The sequence below is a fragment of the Streptomyces sp. NPDC051452 genome (assembly GCF_044454765.1).
In the GTDB taxonomy this organism is placed as follows: Bacteria; Actinomycetota; Actinomycetes; order Streptomycetales; family Streptomycetaceae; genus Streptomyces.
On sequence record NZ_JBITEB010000013.1, the window covers coordinates 10762 to 29577 of the forward strand.

Sequence of the window (18816 nt, forward strand, 5' to 3'; positions counted from 1 at the left end):
CCCCGGTAACCTCACACTCATGGCCTCACGTCCCTCCGCAGCCAAGAAGCCGCCGCCCGCGAAGAAGGCGGTCGCTCCCGCGAAGGCCGCGGCGCGGAAGGCCGTCGCGAAGAAGGCTCCCGCCAAGAGGGCGCCCGCGAAGAAGGCGCCCCCCAGGAAGGCGGTGCGCAAGTCCGCGCCGGCCCGGCCGGCGCCCAGCCCCACGGGGGGCGTGTACCGGCTCGTGCGCGCCCTCTGGCTGGGTCTCGCGCACGCCGTCGGCGCCGTCTTCCGGGGCATAGGGCAGGGAGCGAGGAACCTCGACCCGGCCCACCGCAAGGACGGCGTGGCGCTGCTGCTGTTCGCCATCGCCCTGATCGTCGCCGCCGGCACCTGGGCCGACCTGAAGGGCCCGGTCGGCGACCTGGTGGAGATCCTGGTCACCGGCGCCTTCGGCCGGCTCGACCTGCTCGTTCCGATACTGCTCGCGGTGATCGCCGTACGGTTCGTCCGGCATCCCGAGCAGCCGGAGGCGAACGGCCGGATCGTGATCGGCCTCTCCGCGCTCGTCATCGGTGTGCTCGGCCAGGTCCACATCGCCTGCGGCTCGCCGGCCCGCAGCCACGGCATGCAGGCCATAAGGGACGCCGGCGGTCTCATCGGCTGGGCGGCGGCGACCCCGCTGACGTACACGATGAGCGACGTGCTCGCCGTACCCCTGCTGGTGCTGTTGACGGTCTTCGGTCTGCTCGTGGTGACCGCCACCCCGGTCAACGCCATCCCGCAGCGGCTGCGCGCCCTGGGCGTCAGCCTCGGCCTCCTGCACGACCACGAGGAGGCGGAAGCCACCGAGGAGGACGAGCGCTACGACGAGCAGTGGCGTGAGGCGCTGCCCGCGCGCCCCCGCAAGCGCTCCGGCGCCCCGCCGGCGTACGACACCGACGAAGCCGAGGAGGAGGCCCTCTCGCGGCGCCGCGGCCGCCCCCGGCGCTCCGCCGTCCCGCAGCCCGACCCGCGACGGCGGATGGACGCCGTCGACGTCGCGTCCGCCGCCGCTGCCGCGCTCGACGGCGCCGTCCTGCACGGCATGCCGCCGTCCCCACTCGTCGCAGACCTCACCCAGGGCGTCGGCCCCGGCGAGCGCGAGGACACCACGCCGGTGCCCACGCCGTCGCCCGCGCCGGAGCCCGAGGCCGCGCCGGCCCCCGAGCCCGTCCGCGACCCGGCGCCGGTCCCCGCCGCGCGCCCCCGGCAGGGCAAGACCCCCACCGGCAGCGTCCCCGACCTCACCAAGAAGGCCCCGGAGCTGCCCCGCGAGCTGCCCGCGCGCGCGGAGCAGCTCCAGCTGTCCGGGGACGTCACCTACGCGCTGCCCGCCCTGGACCTGCTGACGCGCGGCGGTCCCGGCAAGGCGCGCAGCGCCGCCAACGACGCCGTCGTCGCCTCGCTCACCCAGGTCTTCACCGAGTTCAAGGTGGACGCGGCCGTCACCGGCTTCACCCGCGGTCCGACGGTCACGCGCTACGAGGTCGAGCTGGGCCCCGCCGTGAAGGTCGAGCGGATCACGGCACTGACCAAGAACATCGCCTACGCGGTGGCCAGCCCCGACGTCCGGATCATCAGCCCGATCCCGGGCAAGTCGGCGGTGGGCATCGAGATCCCGAACACCGACCGGGAGATGGTCAACCTCGGCGACGTACTGCGCCTCGCGGAGTCCGCAGAGGACGACGACCCGATGCTCGTCGCCTTCGGCAAGGACGTCGAGGGCGGGTACGTGATGCACTCGCTGGCGAAGATGCCGCACATGCTGGTCGCCGGCGCGACGGGCTCCGGCAAGTCGTCCTGCATCAACTGCCTGATCACCTCGATCATGATGCGGGCGACCCCGGAGGACGTCCGGATGATCCTGGTCGACCCCAAGCGCGTCGAGCTGACCGCGTACGAGGGCATCCCGCACCTGATCACGCCGATCATCACCAACCCCAAGCGGGCGGCCGAGGCCCTGCAGTGGGTCGTACGCGAGATGGACCTGCGCTACGACGACCTCGCGGCCTACGGCTACCGGCACATCGACGACTTCAACCGCGCGGTGCGCGAGGGCAGGGCCAAGCCGCCCGAGGGCAGCGAGCGCGAGTTGCACCCGTACCCGTATCTGCTGGTGATCGTGGACGAGCTGGCCGACCTCATGATGGTCGCCCCCCGCGACGTCGAGGACTCCATCGTGCGCATCACGCAGCTCGCGCGCGCGGCCGGCATCCACCTGGTGCTCGCCACCCAGCGCCCGTCGGTCGACGTGGTCACCGGTCTGATCAAGGCCAACGTGCCCTCCCGGCTGGCCTTCGCCACCTCCTCGCTGGCCGACTCCCGGGTCATCCTCGACCAGCCCGGCGCCGAGAAGCTGATCGGCAAGGGCGACGGGCTGTTCCTGCCGATGGGCGCCAACAAGCCGACCCGTATGCAGGGCGCGTTCGTGACCGAGGCGGAGGTCGAGGTCGTCGTCCAGCACTGCAAGGACCAGATGGCGCCGGTCTTCCGGGACGACGTCACCGTGGGCACCAAGCAGAAGAAGGAGATCGACGAGGACATCGGCGACGACCTCGACCTGCTGTGCCAGGCGGCCGAACTGGTCGTCTCCACCCAGTTCGGGTCGACGTCGATGCTCCAGCGCAAGCTGCGGGTGGGCTTCGCGAAGGCGGGCAGGCTCATGGATCTCATGGAGTCCCGCAACATCGTGGGGCCAAGTGAGGGATCCAAGGCACGTGACGTTCTGGTGAAGCCCGACGAGCTGGACGGAGTGCTCGCGGTCATCCGCGGGGAGTCCTAGGGGTGAACCTTGTGGGCCGTTCGGCCCAGGACGTTCCACCGGATGGCGGCATCGCCGTGACACACCTGTTAGAGACGGGCGGGCAACCGTTTCCCTTTGTCGTACGTCCAGTTGAGCGAGAGGACAGGTAGGCGCCTCATCCCGGGGTATCTGCTTGTCCAACGATCGGAATTTCGGGCGTTCCGATGACGTACAAAGTACGACCGCCCGGTTGCCTCACCCTTTCGTACCCCCCCTAGACTGAGCTTCCAGCACAGGTGGCTACACGCTCGAAAGGCGCCCCCGTGTCCCTCGGCAACTCCCCTGAAGACGAGCGTCCATTCCGAGACGAGTCCCAGGAAGCCCGTGCCTCCGTGGGCCGCGCCCTGCAGCAGGCGCGGATCGCGGCCGGACTCACCGTGGACGATGTCAGCAGCGCCACTCGTGTCCGCATCGCCATCGTGCACGCCATCGAGGCCGACGACTACGGCCCCTGTGGCGGCGACGTGTACGCCCGCGGGCACATCCGCACGCTGGCCAAGGCCGTCCACGCCGATCCCGAACCCCTGATCGCGCAATTCGACGCCGAGCGCGGCGGCCGACCCGCACCCACCCCGGCCGCACCCCTGTTCGAGGCGGAGCGGATCCGGCCCGAGCGGCGCGGGCCGAACTGGACCGCGGCGATGGTCGCCGCGATCGTCGTCGTGATCGGCTTCGTCGGGTTCACCGCGTTCAAGGGCGGCGGCGCCGACAACGACGCCAAGTCACAGGTCGCCGACGCCGCCAGCCCCGCCGTCAGCAAGTCGGCCACCCCCACCCCGTTGAAGGAGAAGCCCGCCGTGCCGGCCGGCGAGCCCACCGACAGCGCCATCGCCGCCGCGCCCCAGGACAAGGTCACCGTCCAGGTCAGCGCGCCCAGCGGACGCAGCTGGATCTCGGCCAAGGACCACAACGGCCGGATGCTCTTCGACGGACTGCTGAAGAAGGGCGAGTCCAAGACCTTCCAGGACAGCTCCAAGATCAACCTGATCCTCGGTGACGCGGGCGCCATCCAGCTCTACGTCAACGGCAAGAAGATCGAGGACAACTTCCACCAGGGCTCGGTGCAGCGCCTGACATACACCAAGGGCGACCCCCAGGCCGGATGAGACACCCGGGCAGACAGCGAATGTGACGGGGTCGGCCACGATCGGCCAACCCCGTCGACATGGGGTGTCGGCGAGACAAAGTAGTCTTGAGCCCATGCCTGAACGCCGTACCGTCGCACTCGTCACTCTCGGCTGCGCTCGTAACGAGGTGGATTCCGAGGAGCTCGCAGGCCGTTTGGAGGCGGACGGCTGGCAGCTCGTCGACGACGCCGCGGACGCCGACGTCGCCGTGGTCAACACCTGTGGCTTCGTCGAAGCCGCCAAGAAGGACTCCGTGGACGCCCTCCTGGAGGCCAACGACCTCAAGGACCACGGAAGAACCCAGGCCGTCGTGGCGGTCGGCTGCATGGCCGAGCGGTACGGCAAGGAACTGGCCGAGGCCCTGCCCGAGGCCGACGGCGTGCTCGGCTTCGACGACTACGCGGACATCTCCGGCCGCCTGCAGACCATCCTGTCCGGCGGCATCCACGCCGCCCACACCCCCCGCGACCGCCGCAAGCTGCTGCCCATCAGCCCGGCCGAGCGCCAGGACTCCGCCGCCTCCGTCGCCCTGCCCGGGCACGGCCCGGCCGACCTGCCCGACGGTGTGGCGCCCGCCTCCGGCCCGCGCGCGCCCCTGCGTCGGCGCCTGGGCGGCTCCCCGGTCGCCTCGGTCAAGCTCGCCTCCGGCTGCGACCGGCGCTGCTCCTTCTGCGCCATCCCGTCCTTCCGTGGCTCCTTCATCTCCCGCCGCCCCAGCGACGTGCTCAACGAGACCCGCTGGCTGGCCGAGCAGGGCGTGAAGGAGGTCATGCTGGTCTCCGAGAACAACACCTCCTACGGCAAGGACCTGGGCGACATCCGCCTGCTGGAGTCCCTGCTGCCGGAGCTGGCCGAGGTCGACGGCATCGAGCGGGTCCGCGTGAGCTACCTGCAGCCGGCCGAGATGCGTCCCGGCCTCATCGACGTACTGACCTCCACCCCCAAGGTCACCCCCTACTTCGACCTGTCCTTCCAGCACTCCGCGCCGGACGTGCTGCGGGCCATGCGCCGCTTCGGCGACACCGACCGCTTCCTGGAGCTGCTCGACACGATCCGCGGCAAGGCCCCCCAGGCGGGCGTGCGCTCCAACTTCATCGTCGGCTTCCCCGGCGAGAGCGAGTCCGACCTGGCCGAACTGGAGCGCTTCCTCAACGGGGCCCGGCTGGACGCGATCGGTGTCTTCGGTTACTCCGACGAGGAGGGCACGGAGGCGGCGACGTACGACCACAAGCTGGACGAGGACGTCGTCGCCGAGCGCCTGGCCCACATCTCCCGGCTCGCCGAGGAGCTGGTCTCGCAGCGCGCCGAGGAGCGCGTCGGCGAGAGCGTGCACGTCCTGGTGGAGTCCGTGGACGAGACGGAGGGCGTCTACGGCCGCGCGGCGCACCAGGCGCCGGAGACGGACGGCCAGGTGCTGCTCACGAGCGGCGCCGGTCTGAGCGTCGGACGTATGGTCGAGGCGAAGGTGGTCGGCACCGAAGGCGTCGATCTGGTGGCCGAGCCGCTGACCGGCTCGCTCGCGTGTAGTGAGGAGGCGGGCAGATGACCGGAGTCCCGGCATCCGCCGCGGGCGGCTCCTCCGGCGCCCAGGGCGCCCGGGGCACCGCCGCCGACGGCGTCGCCTCCGAGGTCTCCGGTTCCGCCCCAGCTCCCGCCGGCCCGCTCGCCGGTTCCACCTCCGCTCCCGCCGATCGGCTCCCCGGATCCGCTTCGGGTCCCCGCGCGGGCTCGGAGGACGGCGGCAGGCCCGCGCGCGGCGGAAAGATCACCGCCGCCGCCGTCAACCAGGCCAGCGTCTGGAACGTCGCCAATCTGCTGACCATGCTCCGGCTCGTCCTGGTGCCCGGCTTCGTGGCGCTGATGCTGGCCGACGGCGGCTACGACCCGGCCTGGCGCTCGCTGGCCTGGGCGGCCTTCGCCGTCGCCATGATCACCGACCTGTTCGACGGACATCTGGCCCGCACCTACAACCTGGTCACCGACTTCGGAAAGATCGCCGACCCCATCGCCGACAAGGCCATCATGGGTGCGGCGCTCATCTGTCTCTCCGCCCTGGGCGACCTGCCCTGGTGGGTGACGGCCGTGATCCTCGGCCGGGAAATCGGTATCACCCTGCTGCGATTCCTGGTCATTCGCTACGGCGTGATTCCCGCCAGCCGTGGCGGCAAGCTCAAGACGCTCGTCCAGGGCGTGGCCGTCGGAATGTACGTCCTGGCGCTGACGGGATGGCTGGCCAGCCTGAGGTTCTGGGTCATGGCCGCGGCGGTCGCCCTCACCGTCGTCACCGGCCTCGACTACGTACGACAGGCCATCGTGTTGCGGCGGCGGGGAATCGCCGAGCGCGCGGCGGCGTTGGAGGAGAAGGAAGCGTGAGTTCCCCGGCCACCGAAGCGGTGCGACTACTGACAGTGATGGGCCAGTCCCTTGCCGTCGCCGAGTCGCTCACGGGTGGTCTGGTGGCGGCGGAGATCACCGCGGTACCCGGGGCGTCCAAGGTGTTCCGGGGTTCGGTGACCGCCTACGCGACCGAGCTCAAGCACGAGCTGTTGGGTGTCGACGCCGCCCTGCTGGCGCGGAGCGGAGCGGTGGATCCGCAGGTCGCCGCGGAGATGGCGGCCGGTGTGCGCAAGGCCCTGGGCGCCGACTGGGGTCTCGCGACCACCGGTGTGGCGGGCCCCGATCCGCAGGACGGCAAGCCCGTCGGTACCGTCTTCGTCGCCGTCGACGGCCCCGCGACCGCCCTCGCCGGTTCTGCCGGTGGCGGAAAAGTCGAGGCCCTGCGGTTGAACGGCAGCCGTGCGGAAATTCGTATGGAGAGTGTACGGAGCGTACTCGCGCTGCTGCTGGAGCGGCTGGCGGGCGAACAGACCGGGAATGAGCGGACACAGGATACGGAACGGAACGGGGGGTTTTGATGTTTGCAGCCCTGAGTGAACACGACATCGCTCCCCGCACGGCCGCGGCGCAAGGCGGTACGGTGGGGCGAGAAGGATGCGGCTACGCGGTCCGAGGAGGGAGCCACCGATGATTCTGCTCCGTCGCCTACTGGGTGACGTGCTGCGTCGGCAGCGCCAACGCCAGGGCCGTACTCTGCGCGAAGTCTCCTCGTCCGCCCGAGTCTCACTCGGCTATCTCTCCGAGGTGGAGCGGGGGCAGAAGGAGGCTTCCTCCGAGCTGCTCTCCGCCATCTGCGACGCGCTGGACGTACGGATGTCGGAACTCATGCGAGAAGTGAGCGACGAGCTGGCGCTCGCCGAACTGGCCCAGTCCGCCCGAGCCACCGATCCCGTGCCCGCGTCGGTCCGTCCGATGCTGGGTTCCGTGTCGGTGACCGGTGTGCCACCGGAACGGGTGACCATCAAGGCACCCGCGGAGGCGGTGGACGTGGTCGCCGCGTGACCCACGCGCGCGCGGCCTAGCGACCCGATACGAACGACGCCTCGGTCGGCTTTCACCAGGGAGACCTGGGAAGCGGGCCGGGGCTTTCGCGTTGCCGGTGCCGGACCCTGCGGTCATGGTGGAGGGACGTGAGGTGCGCCCCAGCATCGGAGGAAACGGATGTACGTCGTGAAGAGCCCGTTGGCCGACGCGGACCTCAAGACCGTGTCCGAGGCGCTGCAGGGCGCCCTGGTGGACCTCGTGGACCTGTCGCTGGTCGCCAAGCAGATCCACTGGAACGTCGTCGGCCCCCGCTTCCGCTCCATCCACCTCCAGCTCGACGAGGTCGTCGGCTCCGCCCGCACCCACTCCGACACGGTCGCCGAGCGTGCCTCGGCCCTGGGAGTGTCGCCCGACGGACGCGCCGCAACGGTGGCCGCCGGAAGCGGCATCGCGACCGCCGACGCCGGCTGGATCAAGGACACGGACGCGGTCGGCGCGATGGTGGAGGCGCTCGGCGCGGTGATCACCCGGATGCGGGAGCGGGTGGAGGCGACCGGTGAGCCGGACCCCGTGTCCCAGGACATCTTCATCGGGATCACGGCGGACCTCGAGAAGCATCACTGGATGTTCCAGGCGGAGCACGCCTGATGCCGCCCACGCCCCGATGAACCGGCCCGTCCCCGGGGCGGGCACGGTCTGCGCCCGTGTGCCCTCGATGCGCCCTCTCGGTGGCCCAGAGCACCGGCTAGCGTCCGGCAGGAGGTGATGGCGGGCATGGTGGGGCGAATAGTGCGCAGGGGGTCGGCGGTGCGCTGGGGAGCCGCCCTGGGGCTGGGGGCGCTGTGGTGGTGGGCCGCGCTGCGGCTCGCGCTGGGGGAGGACGCGGGCGTGCTGGAAGGGGCCGTGGTGGCCGGTGGCTGGGGGCTGAGCCTGCTTCCGGTGCACTGTGTGCCCAAGGGTGGTGCGACCGGTGCCCTGTCGGCCGGCCGCTGGAGAGGCGCCTGGCGCCGGGGTGCCCTCACCAAGGCATTGCCACACCTCCGTTCGGGCGAAGGATCTGACCTGTCATGAACGCCGACGCCTCCGACGCCAGGTACAGCACGGCGTGGGCGACGTCATCCGGCTCGCCGACCCGGCCCAGCGGGGTCACCCGGGTCATCGCCGCCTCGGTGTGGGCCTGCGCGGCGCGGTCGTGCCGGTCGGTCATGGGGGTGCGGATCCAGCCGGGCGCTACCGCGTTCACCCGAATGCCGTACCGGCCGACCTCGGTCGCCAGCGTTCGGGTCAGCTGCACCACGGCCGCCTTCGCCGCGCCGTAGCAGAGCAGTCCGGCGCCGCCCGTGTCGACCGCGCCGGAGGCCATGGTGACGATGCTGCCGTGGATCTCGCGGGCGAGCATCAGCCGGGCCGCCTCCTGGCAGGAGTGCAGGACGCCCTTGAAATTGACGTCCAGCACCCGGTCGAGATCCTCGTCCCGGGTCTCCAGGACGGTGCTGCTGTGCATGATCCCGGCGATGGCCGCGAGCACGTGAAGGCTTCCGCAGGACCGGACCGCCTCGCCGAGCCGGGCCCGGTCGGTGACGTCGAGCACATGGACATGGGCCGTGCCGCCACCGTCCTTGATCAGCGCCGCCGTGTCGCGCAGACCGTCGCCGTCCCGGTCCGCACAGTGCACCGTCGCGCCGGCCTCGGCGAGCAGGACGGCCGATGCCCGGCCGATGCCGCCGGCGGCTCCGGTCACGAACGCGGTGCGCCCGGTGAGGTCGTACGCCGTGAGGGGCATGAGGGGACGGTACGAGGCAATCTGACGGTGCGTCAATTGTCGTGCGTGTTCGGTTCGTTCGGTGGATGGGTTGGGCGGCGGGATGGCTTGGCTGCCGGGTACCTAGTGGTGTGTGGGGCGCGGGGTGTCGGAGGGGCGGTGGGTCAGAGGGTGTGCGGTGCCGGAGGGGGTGCGGGGTGTCGGGGCGGGGCGTCAGAGGGCGCGGTGGGTCAGGCGGTCGGGCGGGTCGGCGGTCAGGCGGTGCGGCGGGGGTAGCGGTCGCGCCATCGTTGAGGTGAGCCCGGCGCGGGGGCGGGGCCCGCCTGGCAGGTGGGGCACCAGTAGGTGGGGCGGTCCTGGGAGCCGTCGCCCTGGTCGGCTACCCGGACCGGGGTGCGGCAGCGCAGACAGGGACGGGACGCGCGGCCGTAGACGAACAGGTCCTGCCGGGGCAGGCCCGTGGTCTGCCGGACCGGGCGCTCGCGGTTCATCTCCAGCAGCCGCTGGGCGAGGGCGGGCAGCTGCTCGGCGCGGTCGGCCGGCAGCGCGCCGACCGGCAGCCAGGGCGTCACGCCGAGCAGGAAGCACAGCTCACTCTTGTAGACGTTGCCGATCCCGGCCAGGATGCGCTGGTCCAGCAGCGCCTCACCGAGCTGGCGGCCGGGGTCCGCGAGGAGGTTGGCCAGGGCGCGTTCCGGGTCCCAGTCGGGGCCGAGGAGGTCGGGCCCCAGGTGGCCGACGGCCTGTTCCTCCTCGGTCGTGCGCATCAGTTCCAGCACCGGCAGACGGTAGCCGACGGCCGTGCGGTCGGCGGTGCCGAGGATCATCCGGATCTGGTACGCCGGTCCGCCCCGCCAGCGCTCGCCCGTGCCGTACACCTTCCACGCCCCCTCCATACGCAGGTGGGAGTGCAGGGTCAGCCCGCCCTCGAACCGGGTGAGCAGGTGTTTGCCGCGCGCGATCGTGTCGAGGACCCTGCGGCCGGAGAGGTCCACCGTCGCGTACTTCGGCACCCGGAAGTCGCTGAGGGTCAGTGCCTTGCCGGCCAAGGCCTCGTGCAGCCGTCGCGCGGCCTGCCAGACCGTGTCACCTTCGGGCATGGCTCAAGGGTGCCACGGCGGGGGTGCCGGCGCGGGCGTGGCGGGGTCGGGGGTGCCGCGGTGGCGTGACAGGGCGAGGCATGGGGCCGGTCACGCTCTCAGGCGCAGGCCGCGCGGTGTCGCGACGAACCCGGCCGCCTCCAGGAGCGACCCCACGGGAGAGGTCAGCGCCTGGGCGCCGTTGATCCGCTCGACCGTGACCGTGCCGAGGGAACCGGCGCGGGCGGCCGCGGCCAGGGCTTCGGCCGCCGTACCAAGGCGCGGGTCGTCCGCGGTGGCGACGTCGGGGCCGGCGGGCCAGGCCAGCAGCGTCTTGCCGCCGCGCTCCATGTACAGCGTCAGCTCCCCCTCCACCAGGACGACCAGCGAACCCGCCTTGCGGCCGGGCTTGTGTCCGGCCTCGGTCGGCGGCTCGGGCCACGGCAGAGCGGCGCCGTAGGCGTTCGCGGGGTCGGCCGCGGCGAGGACCACGGCACGCGACTCGGGTGACGGCGTCCGGCCGTAGCCGTAGCCCCGGTTCCGCCCCGGACCGTAGCCGGCGGCCGGGCCTCCTCGGGGGCCACCGTAGCCGGGGGAGGCGAAGGGGTCGGCGAGGTCGCGCGGGGAGGCGTGGTCGCCGGCGGCGGTGGGCTGGTCCGGCGGCGGCCAGACGAAGTCGCCGTCGAGGCCGGGATGGGCGAAGCCCCCGTCGGCGCCGTCGAAGACGCCGGCGCCCGTGTGGCCGTACGGGGATCCGTCGCGACCGTGTGGGGAGCCGTCGGTTCCGGCACCGCCCGGGACACCGAAGTCGGCCGGGAAGCCCTGCTCGGCGAACCCGTCGGACAGAGCCGGGACGGCGAAGCCGTTGCCCGGGCCGGGGGCGGGCAGGGCCTCGCCCCGTTCACGGGCGTTGGACACGGCGCGGAGGCGGTCCACGGCACCGTCCATGGCGAACTGGGCTGCGCCGAGCCCCTCGACCACGTAACCGCGCCGGGCCTGGCCGCTCTCCTCGAAGACCGACAGCACGCGGTACACCGCCGAGAAGCCTCCCTCGACTCCCTCCGCGGCCACCGCTCCCCGGGTGACCACGCCGTGCCGGTCGAGCAGGCTGCGGGCCCGCGCGTGCGCGCGTACGGTGGCGTCCGGTTCGGCGGAGGGCAGCAGCGACCAGCGTCCGGCGACGGTCGGGGGACCGGTGCGGGACACGGAGCGGGCCGCGGCCGTCAGGGAGCCGTAACGCCCGCGCGGTACACCGCGTTTGGCGCGGTGGGCCGTCGAGCCCGCCGTGCGGCCCGAGCCCAGCAGGGCACGCATGGGGGCCAGGGTGTCGTTGGTGAGCCGGCCCGACCAGGCCAGGTCCCACAGGGTGTCGGCCAGTTGGGAGTCGGTCGCCTCGGGATGGGTGGTGGCCCGGACCTGGTCGGCGATCTGGCGGAAGAACAGGCCGTAGCCACCGGAGAGGGCGTCGAGGACGGACCGGTGAAGAGCGGTCAGCTCCAGCGGGTGCGGCGGCGGCAGCAGCAGCGGGGCCGTGTCGGCCAGATAGAGGGAGACCCAGCCGTCCTTGCCCGGCAGGGCGCCCGCGCCGGCCCACACCACCTCGCCCGCCGCGGTCAACTCGTCCAGCATCGACGCGGTGTAGTTCGCCACCCGCGAGGGGAGGACCAGCTTTTCCAGCGCGGACGCGGGCACGGAGGCGCCCTGCAACTGCTCGACGGCACGCACCAGTCCGTCGACCCCCCGCAGCCCGTGCCCCTTTCCGATGTGCTGCCACTGCGGCAGGAACTGGGCGAGCGCGGCCGGTGGCACGGGCTCAAGTTCATGCCGCAGCGCCGCGAGGGAACGGCGGCGCAGGCGGCGCAGTACGGCCGCGTCGCACCACTCCTGGCCGATGCCCGCCGGATGGAACTCGCCCTGCACCACCCGGCTGTTCGCCGCCAGCCGCTGCAAGGCGCCCTCGGTGACCGCGACGCCCAGGCCGAAGCGGTCCGCGGCGGTGGCCGACGTGAACGGGCCGTGGGTACGGGCGTATCGGGCGAGGAGGTCACCCAGCGGGTCCTTGACCGGTTCGGTGAACGCCTCGGGGACGCCGACCGGCAACGCCGTGCCGAGCGCGTCACGCAACCGGCCCGCGTCCTCGACGGCCGCCCAGTACTCGGCGCCGGCGATGCGGACCTTGATGGCCCGGCGGGCACCGGCCAGCTCCCGCGCCCAGTGATGGTCCGCGCCCCGCGCGAGCAGCTCGGCGTCGGTCAGCGGACCGAGCACCCGCAGGACGTCGGCGACTCCCTCCACGTCCTTGACGCGGCGGTCGTCGGTGAGCCACTGCAGCTCCCGCTCCAGCTCGGTCAGCACCTCCGCGTCGAGCAGTTCGCGCAGCTCCGCCTGGCCCAACAGCTCCGCCAGCAGCCTGGAGTCCAGGGAGAGCGCGGCGGCGCGGCGCTCGGCGAGCGGGGAGTCGCCCTCGTACAGGAACTGCGCGACATACCCGAAGAGCAGGGACCGGGCGAACGGCGACGGCTCCGGAGTGGTGACCTCCACCAGGCGCACCTTGCGGGACTCGATGTCACCCATCAGCTCGACGAGCCCGGGGACGTCGAACACGTCCTGGAGGCATTCGCGGACCGCTTCCAGCACGATCGGGAACGAGCCGAACTCGCTCGCCACCTGGAGCAGCTGGGCCGCCCGCTGGCGCTGCTGCCACAGCGGGGTGCGCTTGCCGGGGTTGCGACGCGGCAGCAGCAGCGCGCGGGCCGCGCACTCACGGAACCGGGAGGCGAACAAGGCCGAGCCGCCGACCTGGTCGGTGACCACCTGGTCGACCTCGCCCTTGTCGAAGACGACGTCCCCCGCGCCTACGGGCGCCTGCTCGCCGTCGAACTCGGTGCCGGTCCGCGCCGGCTCCCGGTCGAGCAGGTCCAGGCCCATCAGGTCGGCGTCGGGCAGGCGCAGCACGATGCCGTCGTCGGCGTGCATGACCTGCGCGTCCATGCCGTACCGCTCGGACAGGCGGGCACCGAGGGCGAGGGCCCAGGGGGCGTGGACCTGGGCGCCGAACGGGGAGTGCACGACGACCCGCCAGTCGCCCAGCTCGTCCCGGAAGCGCTCCACGACGATCGTACGGTCGTCCGGCACATGCCCGCAGGCCTCGCGCTGCTCGTCCAGGTACGACAGGACGTTGTCCACGGCCCAGGCGTCCAGACCCGCGCTGAGCAGGCGCAGCCGGGCGTCGTCCTTGGCCAGCGAGCCGATCTCGCGCAGGAACGCGCCCACCGCGCGGCCCAGTTCCAGCGGGCGGCCCAGCTGGTCGCCCTTCCAGAACGGCAGCCGGCCGGGCACGCCGGGTGCGGGGGAGACCAGGACCCGGTCGCGGGTGATGTCCACGATGCGCCAGGAACTCGTGCCCAGCGTGAAGACGTCCCCCACCCGGGACTCGTAGACCATCTCCTCGTCCAGCTCACCGACCCGACCGCCGCCCTTCTTGGGGTCGGAACCGGCGAGGAAGACTCCGAACAGGCCACGGTCGGGGATCGTGCCGCCGGACGTGACGGCGAGCCGCTGGGCGCCCGGCCGGCCGGTGACGGTCCCGGCCACGCGGTCCCACACCACGCGCGGGCGCAGCTCCGCGAACGCGTCGGACGGATAGCGGCCCGCGAGCATGTCCAGGACCGCCGTGAAGGCCGACTCGGGCAGCGAGGCGAAGGGAGCCGCGCGGCGGACCACCGCGAGCAGATCGTCGAACTGCCAGGTGTCCAGCGCCGTCATGGCGACCACTTGCTGCGCGAGCACGTCCAGCGGGTTGGCGGGCACCTTCAGGGACTCGATGGAGCCCGAACGCATCCGCTCGGTGACCACGGCGGCCTGTACGAGGTCACCCCGGTACTTGGGGAAGACCACGCCGGTGGAGACGGCGCCCACCTGATGCCCCGCGCGGCCGACGCGCTGGAGCCCGGAGGCCACCGACGGCGGGGACTCGACCTGGACGACGAGATCCACGGCGCCCATGTCGATGCCCAGCTCCAGGCTGGACGTGGCGACCACGGCGGGCAGCCGGCCCGCCTTCAGATCCTCCTCCACCAGGGCCCGCTGTTCCTTGGAAACCGAACCGTGGTGCGCGCGGGCGATCACCGGCGGAGCGCCCTGGGCCGCTCCCGATCCGCCCATCAGCTCGGCGGGGGAGTGGTGCTCCTCCAGAGACTCGCCCGTGGCGCGCTCGTAAGCGATCTCGTTGAGCCGGTTGCAGAGCCGCTCGGCCAGCCGCCGGGAGTTGGCGAACACGATCGTGGACCGGTGGGACTGGACCAGGTCGGCGATCCGCTCCTCCACATGCGGCCAGATCGAAGGCCGCTCCCCGCCGTCCGATGCGTCGGCCGCCGGAGCGCCCGCCAGCTCCCCCATGTCCTCGACCGGGACCACCACGGAGAGGTCGAACTCCTTGCCGGCCTTCGGCTGGACGATCTCCACCTTGCGGCGCGGCGACAGATAGCGGGCGATCTCGTCCACCGGGCGCACGGTGGCCGACAGACCGATACGGCGGGCCGGCCGCGGCAGCAGTTCGTCCAGCCGCTCCAAAGAGAGCGCGAGGTGGGCTCCGCGCTTGGTGCCGGCGACCGCGTGCACCTCGTCCAGGATCACGGTCTCCACGCCCGTCAGCGCGTCACGCGCGGCCGAGGTCAGCATCAAGAACAGCGACTCGGGGGTGGTGATCAGGATGTCCGGCGGCCGCGTGGACAGGGCGCGCCGCTCCGCCGGCGGGGTGTCGCCGGAACGGATGCCGACCCGGACCTCGGGCTCGGGCAGACCGAGGCGCACGGACTCCTGGCGGATACCGGTCAGCGGGCTGCGGAGGTTGCGCTCGACGTCGACCGCGAGGGCCTTCAGCGGAGACACGTACAGCACCCGGCAGCGCTTCTTCGGGTCGGCCGGGGGCGGGGCCGAGGCCAGCTGGTCCAGGGCGGCCAGGAACGCGGCCAGCGTCTTGCCGGAACCGGTCGGGGCGACCACCAGCACGTCCGAGCCCGCACCGATGGCCTGCCACGCGCCCGCCTGGGCCGCGGTGGGCGCGGGAAACGCCCCCGTGAACCAGCCGCGGGTCGCGGGCGAGAAGCCGTCGAGGGCTCGATGTGCGGAGCTGACCATGCGTCCATCCTGCACCCACCCACTGACAAACGCGCTGACCTGCACAAACGTCGTGTGCCAGGGTGGGCCCGGCGTTCGTTCGCGGACGGCTGGGCGGAGAATGGGCCCATGACGGGCACAGCTGGGGGGCACGAGGACCGGCCGGGTCCGGAGGGGCCGGGTGGCTGGTCGGCGCGCCGGGGCCGGGCGGGGCACGGCGGCCCGGTGGAGCGGGCGCGGCACTGGCGGTACGAGGAGCTGCCCGGTGTCGACCTCCTGCGCGCCCGGTACGTCAGCAAGACCTTCGTCCGTCACACCCACGAGCACTTCGTGATCGCGGCCATAGCCGACGGCGTGGAGGTCTTCCACCATCGCGGCTCCGACGTGTCCGCCGGCGCGGGCGCCCTCGCGCTGGTCAACCCGGACACCCCGCACACCGGCCGGGCCGGAGTGCCCGAGGGCTGGCGCTACGGCGCCCTCTACCCCTCACCCGAGGTCGTCGCCGGGATCGCCGCCGAGATCGGCACCCTGCGCGGCACCCCGGGTTTCGTCAGCCCGGTTCTCGACGACCCGCGCACCGTCCACCTGGTCCACCAGGTGCTCCGCGCCGCCGAGGAGGGCAACGCGCTGGCCGCGGACACCCTGCTGAGGCTCACCGTGACCAGGCTGCTGCGGCTGAACGGCGGGCCGCTGCCGCAGCGGCGCCCGAGGTCGGCCGGAGCCCGGATAGCGGCACGCGCGCGTGGCGTGCTGGAGGAGCGGATGACCGGCCCACCGACCCTGGAACTGCTGGCCACCGACCTCGGGACCAGTCCCTTCGCGCTGCTGCGGGCGTTCCGCGACACCTACGGCATGCCGCCGCACACCTGGCTGACCGACGCCCGCGTGCGCCGCGCACGCCTCCTGCTGGACGCCGGGACATCGCCCGCGGAGGCGGCCGTCGCCGTCGGCTTCACCGACCAGCCCCACCTCAACCGGCATTTCGCCCGGATCGTCGGCGTGCCCCCGGGTGCCTACCAGCGTGAGCGCAAGAACGTACAAGACCCGCACTGACGTCCACCCGTACCGTCCGGGGCGTGGCACAGCGGACAGCATGCGCGGACATGACCGACGACGGGGCGAAACCCGACGCGGCCGTCGTACGGGACGGACTCGGGGTCGGCGTCGCCGTCGGCCTGTCGGGATTCGCCTTCGGAGTGACCTCGGCCGGCAGCGGGCTGGGGCTGCTCCAGACCTGCGCGCTCAGCCTCCTGGTGTTCACCGGAGCCTCCCAGTTCGCCCTGGTCGGAGCGCTCGCGGCCGGAGGCAACCCGTACACGGCCGCCGCCGGGGCCTTCTTCCTGGGTGTGCGCAACGCCTTCTACGGTCTGCGCCTGTCACAGGTGCTCGCCCTCCCGCGGGCGGTGCGGCCCTTCGCGGCCCAGTGGGTGATCGACGAGACCACGGCGGTCACCCTGGCACAGCCCACCCGGCGCGCCGCCCGCATCGGCTTCACCGTCACGGGGCTCAGCCTGTACCTGCTGTGGAACCTCACCACACTGCTGGGCGCGCTGGGTGCCAAGGCCATCGGCGACACGCGCGCGTGGGGCCTGGACGCCGCCGGGCCCGCCGTGTTCCTGGCCCTGCTCGCGCCGATGCTCAAGACGGCCACCGAACGCGCCGTCGCGGGCCTGGCGGTGGTGCTGGGCCTCGTCCTGCTGCCCGTCCTGCCCGCCGGTGTGCCCGTCCTGGTCGCGGCGCTGGCGGCACCCGTCGCGCTGTTCGCCGAGGGCCGGCGCGGTGGTCGTGGTGGTCCTGCCCTGAGGGACCTCCCCGAGCGGCCGACCGATTCGGTGGGGCGGGACGGTCCGGCGGAGCAGGTCGGATCGACAGAGGAACACGGCAGGTCGGACGGCCCGGACAGGTCGGACAGGCTTGACGGGTCGGACAGGCCGGACGCGCCGGTCGGTCGGGAGGCGGGCCGGTGAACACCTGGATCGCGATCGGCGCGACCGCTCTGGGCTGCTACGCCGTCAAGCTCGCCGGGCTGCTCGTACCGGCGCACGCCATGCAGCGTCCTTTCGTACGGCGGCTCGCGGCCCTGTTGCCGGTCGCCCTCCTCGCCGCGCTCACGGCGCAGCAGGCCTTCGCCGACGGGCGCGCCCTCGTGCTGGACGCGCGCGCCGTGGGGCTGGGCGCGGCCGCCGTGGCACTGATACTGCGTGCGCCGTTCCTCCTGGTCGTCGCAGCGGCCGTGCTGGTGACGGCGGGTGTGCGGGCCATCAGCGGCTGAGTCGGCTCCGGCCGGTCGGGCTGTCCGCGGGTCAGCCCACGAAGCGGCCGTACGACCTCAGCGTGCGCAACGCCTCGATCGTCACCAGGGGGCGTGCCTCCAGCGCGGGGACCGGTGACCACTGACGCCAGCGGACCGGCCAGCCCCCGTCCGCGCGCTGCTCGGCGGCCAGGTGGTCCAGCGAGCGGGCCATCTCGTCGTCCGTGAACCACGCGCGCGCGAGCGAGTCCGGGCTCTTGGCGAAGTCGTGCGGGAAGTGATGCTCGCCCGGGGCGTAACCGGGCGCCACCGGATACGCGTCGAGATCGTCCGGGTCCAGCGCCGCGAGCCGCTGCGCCCGCACCAGGCGGCCCAGCCGGTCGGCGGCGGCCTCCGCGCGGGCGCGGTCGGGAGCGGAGTCCAGGAAGGTGACGGCGGCCTCCACCTCGTAGGGGTGAGAATTCTCCAGGGACTCCACGGCCTGCCAGCAGAAGTCGGTGGCCCGGAACAGCCACGCGTGCCACACCTCGTTGCGGTGCAGCAGTCCGACGACCGGACCCGTGGCCAGCAGTTCGCTGGGCGGGGCGTCGAGAACCGGGACGTACGGTGCCGTCGGATATCCGCGCTGGTCGGGGGTGACCGCTGGCAGCGCGCCGTCCGCGGTGGAGACGGAGGTCAGATAGCGGCACGCCCGCTCCACCCGCTGCCCGCCGCAGCGGGCGACGGCGTCCAGTACGCGCAGCGCGTGGGCGGTGTGCAGGGGCTGGCTCACGGGACCGCGCAGGTCGGGCTCCAGGGCGTGGCCGTATCCGCCGTCCTCGTTGCGGTAGGCGTCCAGCGCCGCTTCCACCGCGTCCGGGGCGCCGCGCAGGAAGTGGTATGCGAAGAGACGCCGCTCCAGCACCCGTGCGGTGAGCCACACGAACGGTTCGGCGCGGGAGAGCGGGGTGCGCGCCGGGGGCGCAGGGGGGAGTGGGGAAACTCCGGATTCGGCCATGGATCAGACCGTAGGACGGAAAGCGGTCTCGAAAAGCGGTCCCGGGCGGGGCCCACCCCCAGGGGCGGGATACTGGTGTCATGCGGTTGACGGTCTTCTGGCAGCGGATGGCGGAACATTTCGGTCCGGGGTACGCCGACACCTTCGCGCGCGATCACGTCATGACGGAGCTGGGTGGACGCACGGTCAACGAAGCGCTGGACGCCGGCTGGGCGGCCAAGGACGTGTGGCGTGTCGTCTGCACGGTCATGAACGTGCCCGCGGAGAGACGCTGACC

At 72.7% G+C, this 18816-nt stretch carries 16 protein-coding genes; 12 read left to right on the forward strand and 4 right to left on the reverse strand.

Annotation, left to right across the window (positions count from 1 at the left end; genetic code table 11):
• Positions 1 to 19 precede the first annotated feature (19 nt).
• The 8 genes from ACIBA9_RS26685 (at position 20) to ACIBA9_RS26720 (ending at position 8403) form a co-directional block, all read left to right on the forward strand.
• Positions 20 to 2803 (forward strand): DNA translocase FtsK, encoded by a 2784-nt coding sequence (locus tag ACIBA9_RS26685; RefSeq protein ID WP_399366829.1) that lies wholly within the window; start codon positions 20 to 22, stop codon positions 2801 to 2803.
• Positions 2804 to 3087: 284 nt separating this feature from the next.
• Complete coding sequence (locus ACIBA9_RS26690) at positions 3088 to 3930, forward strand: helix-turn-helix domain-containing protein (protein ID WP_399366831.1); 843 nt, start codon at positions 3088 to 3090, stop codon at positions 3928 to 3930.
• Between the two features lie 94 nt (positions 3931 to 4024).
• On the forward strand, positions 4025 to 5497 hold the full coding sequence (gene rimO / locus ACIBA9_RS26695) for a 30S ribosomal protein S12 methylthiotransferase RimO (protein WP_399366833.1): 1473 nt from the start codon (positions 4025 to 4027) through the stop codon (positions 5495 to 5497).
• A complete protein-coding gene (gene pgsA / locus ACIBA9_RS26700) occupies positions 5494 to 6324 on the forward strand; it encodes a CDP-diacylglycerol--glycerol-3-phosphate 3-phosphatidyltransferase (RefSeq protein WP_399366835.1) in 831 nt (276 codons plus the stop codon). The genes rimO and pgsA overlap by 4 nt, the downstream gene beginning before the upstream one ends.
• Positions 6321 to 6866 (forward strand): CinA family protein, encoded by a 546-nt coding sequence (locus ACIBA9_RS26705; protein WP_399366837.1) that lies wholly within the window; start codon positions 6321 to 6323, stop codon positions 6864 to 6866. The genes pgsA and ACIBA9_RS26705 overlap by 4 nt, the downstream gene beginning before the upstream one ends.
• 109 nt (positions 6867 to 6975) lie before the next feature.
• The gene (locus tag ACIBA9_RS26710) at positions 6976 to 7350 is read left to right on the forward strand and encodes a helix-turn-helix transcriptional regulator (protein ID WP_362157535.1); all 375 of its coding nucleotides are present in this window, start codon (positions 6976 to 6978) and stop codon (positions 7348 to 7350) included.
• A 159-nt stretch (positions 7351 to 7509) separates the two neighbouring features.
• Positions 7510 to 7980 (forward strand): DNA starvation/stationary phase protection protein, encoded by a 471-nt coding sequence (locus ACIBA9_RS26715; RefSeq protein WP_362157537.1) that lies wholly within the window; start codon positions 7510 to 7512, stop codon positions 7978 to 7980.
• A 126-nt stretch (positions 7981 to 8106) separates the two neighbouring features.
• Entirely contained in the window at positions 8107 to 8403 is a 297-nt protein-coding gene (locus ACIBA9_RS26720) for a hypothetical protein (RefSeq protein ID WP_399366840.1), read from the forward strand.
• On the opposite strand, the gene ACIBA9_RS26725 is transcribed toward ACIBA9_RS26720, so the two are convergent.
• The 3 genes from ACIBA9_RS26725 to ACIBA9_RS26735 form a co-directional block, all read right to left on the reverse strand.
• On the reverse strand, positions 8351 to 9115 hold the full coding sequence (locus ACIBA9_RS26725; RefSeq protein WP_399366842.1) for an SDR family NAD(P)-dependent oxidoreductase: 765 nt from the start codon (positions 9113 to 9115) through the stop codon (positions 8351 to 8353). The genes ACIBA9_RS26720 and ACIBA9_RS26725 overlap by 53 nt on opposite strands.
• Positions 9116 to 9348: 233 nt before the next feature.
• Positions 9349 to 10194 (reverse strand): Fpg/Nei family DNA glycosylase, encoded by an 846-nt coding sequence (locus ACIBA9_RS26730; protein WP_399366844.1) that lies wholly within the window; start codon positions 10192 to 10194, stop codon positions 9349 to 9351.
• A 90-nt stretch (positions 10195 to 10284) separates the two neighbouring features.
• Positions 10285 to 15312, reverse strand: coding sequence for an ATP-dependent helicase (locus ACIBA9_RS26735; protein ID WP_399366846.1), 5028 nt, complete (start codon positions 15310 to 15312; stop codon positions 10285 to 10287).
• 108 nt (positions 15313 to 15420) lie between these two features.
• Between ACIBA9_RS26735 and ACIBA9_RS26740 the strand changes: the two genes are divergently transcribed.
• From ACIBA9_RS26740 to ACIBA9_RS26750, 3 genes are read left to right on the forward strand one after another with little or no spacing between them, the layout of a single operon-like run.
• On the forward strand, positions 15421 to 16344 hold the full coding sequence (locus ACIBA9_RS26740; RefSeq protein WP_399366848.1) for an AraC family transcriptional regulator: 924 nt from the start codon (positions 15421 to 15423) through the stop codon (positions 16342 to 16344).
• 50 nt (positions 16345 to 16394) lie between these two features.
• The gene (locus tag ACIBA9_RS26745) at positions 16395 to 17258 is read left to right on the forward strand and encodes an AzlC family ABC transporter permease (RefSeq protein WP_399366850.1); all 864 of its coding nucleotides are present in this window, start codon (positions 16395 to 16397) and stop codon (positions 17256 to 17258) included.
• On the forward strand, positions 17255 to 17563 hold the full coding sequence (locus tag ACIBA9_RS26750; RefSeq protein WP_399366852.1) for an AzlD domain-containing protein: 309 nt from the start codon (positions 17255 to 17257) through the stop codon (positions 17561 to 17563). The genes ACIBA9_RS26745 and ACIBA9_RS26750 overlap by 4 nt, the downstream gene beginning before the upstream one ends.
• Before the next feature lie 31 nt (positions 17564 to 17594).
• Here the strand turns inward: ACIBA9_RS26750 and ACIBA9_RS26755 are convergent, their stop codons facing one another.
• Positions 17595 to 18539 (reverse strand): hypothetical protein, encoded by a 945-nt coding sequence (locus tag ACIBA9_RS26755; RefSeq protein WP_399366854.1) that lies wholly within the window; start codon positions 18537 to 18539, stop codon positions 17595 to 17597.
• 80 nt (positions 18540 to 18619) lie between these two features.
• On the opposite strand from ACIBA9_RS26755, the gene ACIBA9_RS26760 reads away from it, so the two are divergent.
• Positions 18620 to 18814 carry a DUF3046 domain-containing protein gene (locus tag ACIBA9_RS26760; protein WP_399366856.1) on the forward strand — a complete coding sequence of 65 codons (195 nt, stop codon included), beginning with the start codon at positions 18620 to 18622 and terminating at the stop codon, positions 18812 to 18814.
• Positions 18815 to 18816 lie beyond the last annotated feature (2 nt).

What these genes read in the sequence shown, in the direction of transcription:
- ACIBA9_RS26720 (WP_399366840.1), top strand. Translation starts at nt 8,107, where the DNA reads ATGGTGGGGCGAATAGTGCGCAGGGGGTCGGCGGTGCGCTGGGGAGCC.
- ACIBA9_RS26745 (WP_399366850.1), top strand. Translation starts at nt 16,395, where the DNA reads ATGACCGACGACGGGGCGAAACCCGACGCGGCCGTCGTACGGGACGGA.
- ACIBA9_RS26730 (WP_399366844.1), bottom strand. Translation starts at nt 10,194, where the DNA reads ATGCCCGAAGGTGACACGGTCTGGCAGGCCGCGCGACGGCTGCACGAG.
- ACIBA9_RS26715 (WP_362157537.1), top strand. Translation starts at nt 7,510, where the DNA reads ATGTACGTCGTGAAGAGCCCGTTGGCCGACGCGGACCTCAAGACCGTG.
- ACIBA9_RS26685 (WP_399366829.1), top strand. Translation starts at nt 20, where the DNA reads ATGGCCTCACGTCCCTCCGCAGCCAAGAAGCCGCCGCCCGCGAAGAAG.
- pgsA (WP_399366835.1), top strand. Translation starts at nt 5,494, where the DNA reads ATGACCGGAGTCCCGGCATCCGCCGCGGGCGGCTCCTCCGGCGCCCAG.
- ACIBA9_RS26740 (WP_399366848.1), top strand. Translation starts at nt 15,421, where the DNA reads ATGACGGGCACAGCTGGGGGGCACGAGGACCGGCCGGGTCCGGAGGGG.
- ACIBA9_RS26760 (WP_399366856.1), top strand. Translation starts at nt 18,620, where the DNA reads ATGCGGTTGACGGTCTTCTGGCAGCGGATGGCGGAACATTTCGGTCCG.
- ACIBA9_RS26735 (WP_399366846.1), bottom strand. Translation starts at nt 15,312, where the DNA reads ATGGTCAGCTCCGCACATCGAGCCCTCGACGGCTTCTCGCCCGCGACC.
- ACIBA9_RS26710 (WP_362157535.1), top strand. Translation starts at nt 6,976, where the DNA reads ATGATTCTGCTCCGTCGCCTACTGGGTGACGTGCTGCGTCGGCAGCGC.
- rimO (WP_399366833.1), top strand. Translation starts at nt 4,025, where the DNA reads ATGCCTGAACGCCGTACCGTCGCACTCGTCACTCTCGGCTGCGCTCGT.
- ACIBA9_RS26725 (WP_399366842.1), bottom strand. Translation starts at nt 9,115, where the DNA reads ATGCCCCTCACGGCGTACGACCTCACCGGGCGCACCGCGTTCGTGACC.
- ACIBA9_RS26755 (WP_399366854.1), bottom strand. Translation starts at nt 18,539, where the DNA reads ATGGCCGAATCCGGAGTTTCCCCACTCCCCCCTGCGCCCCCGGCGCGC.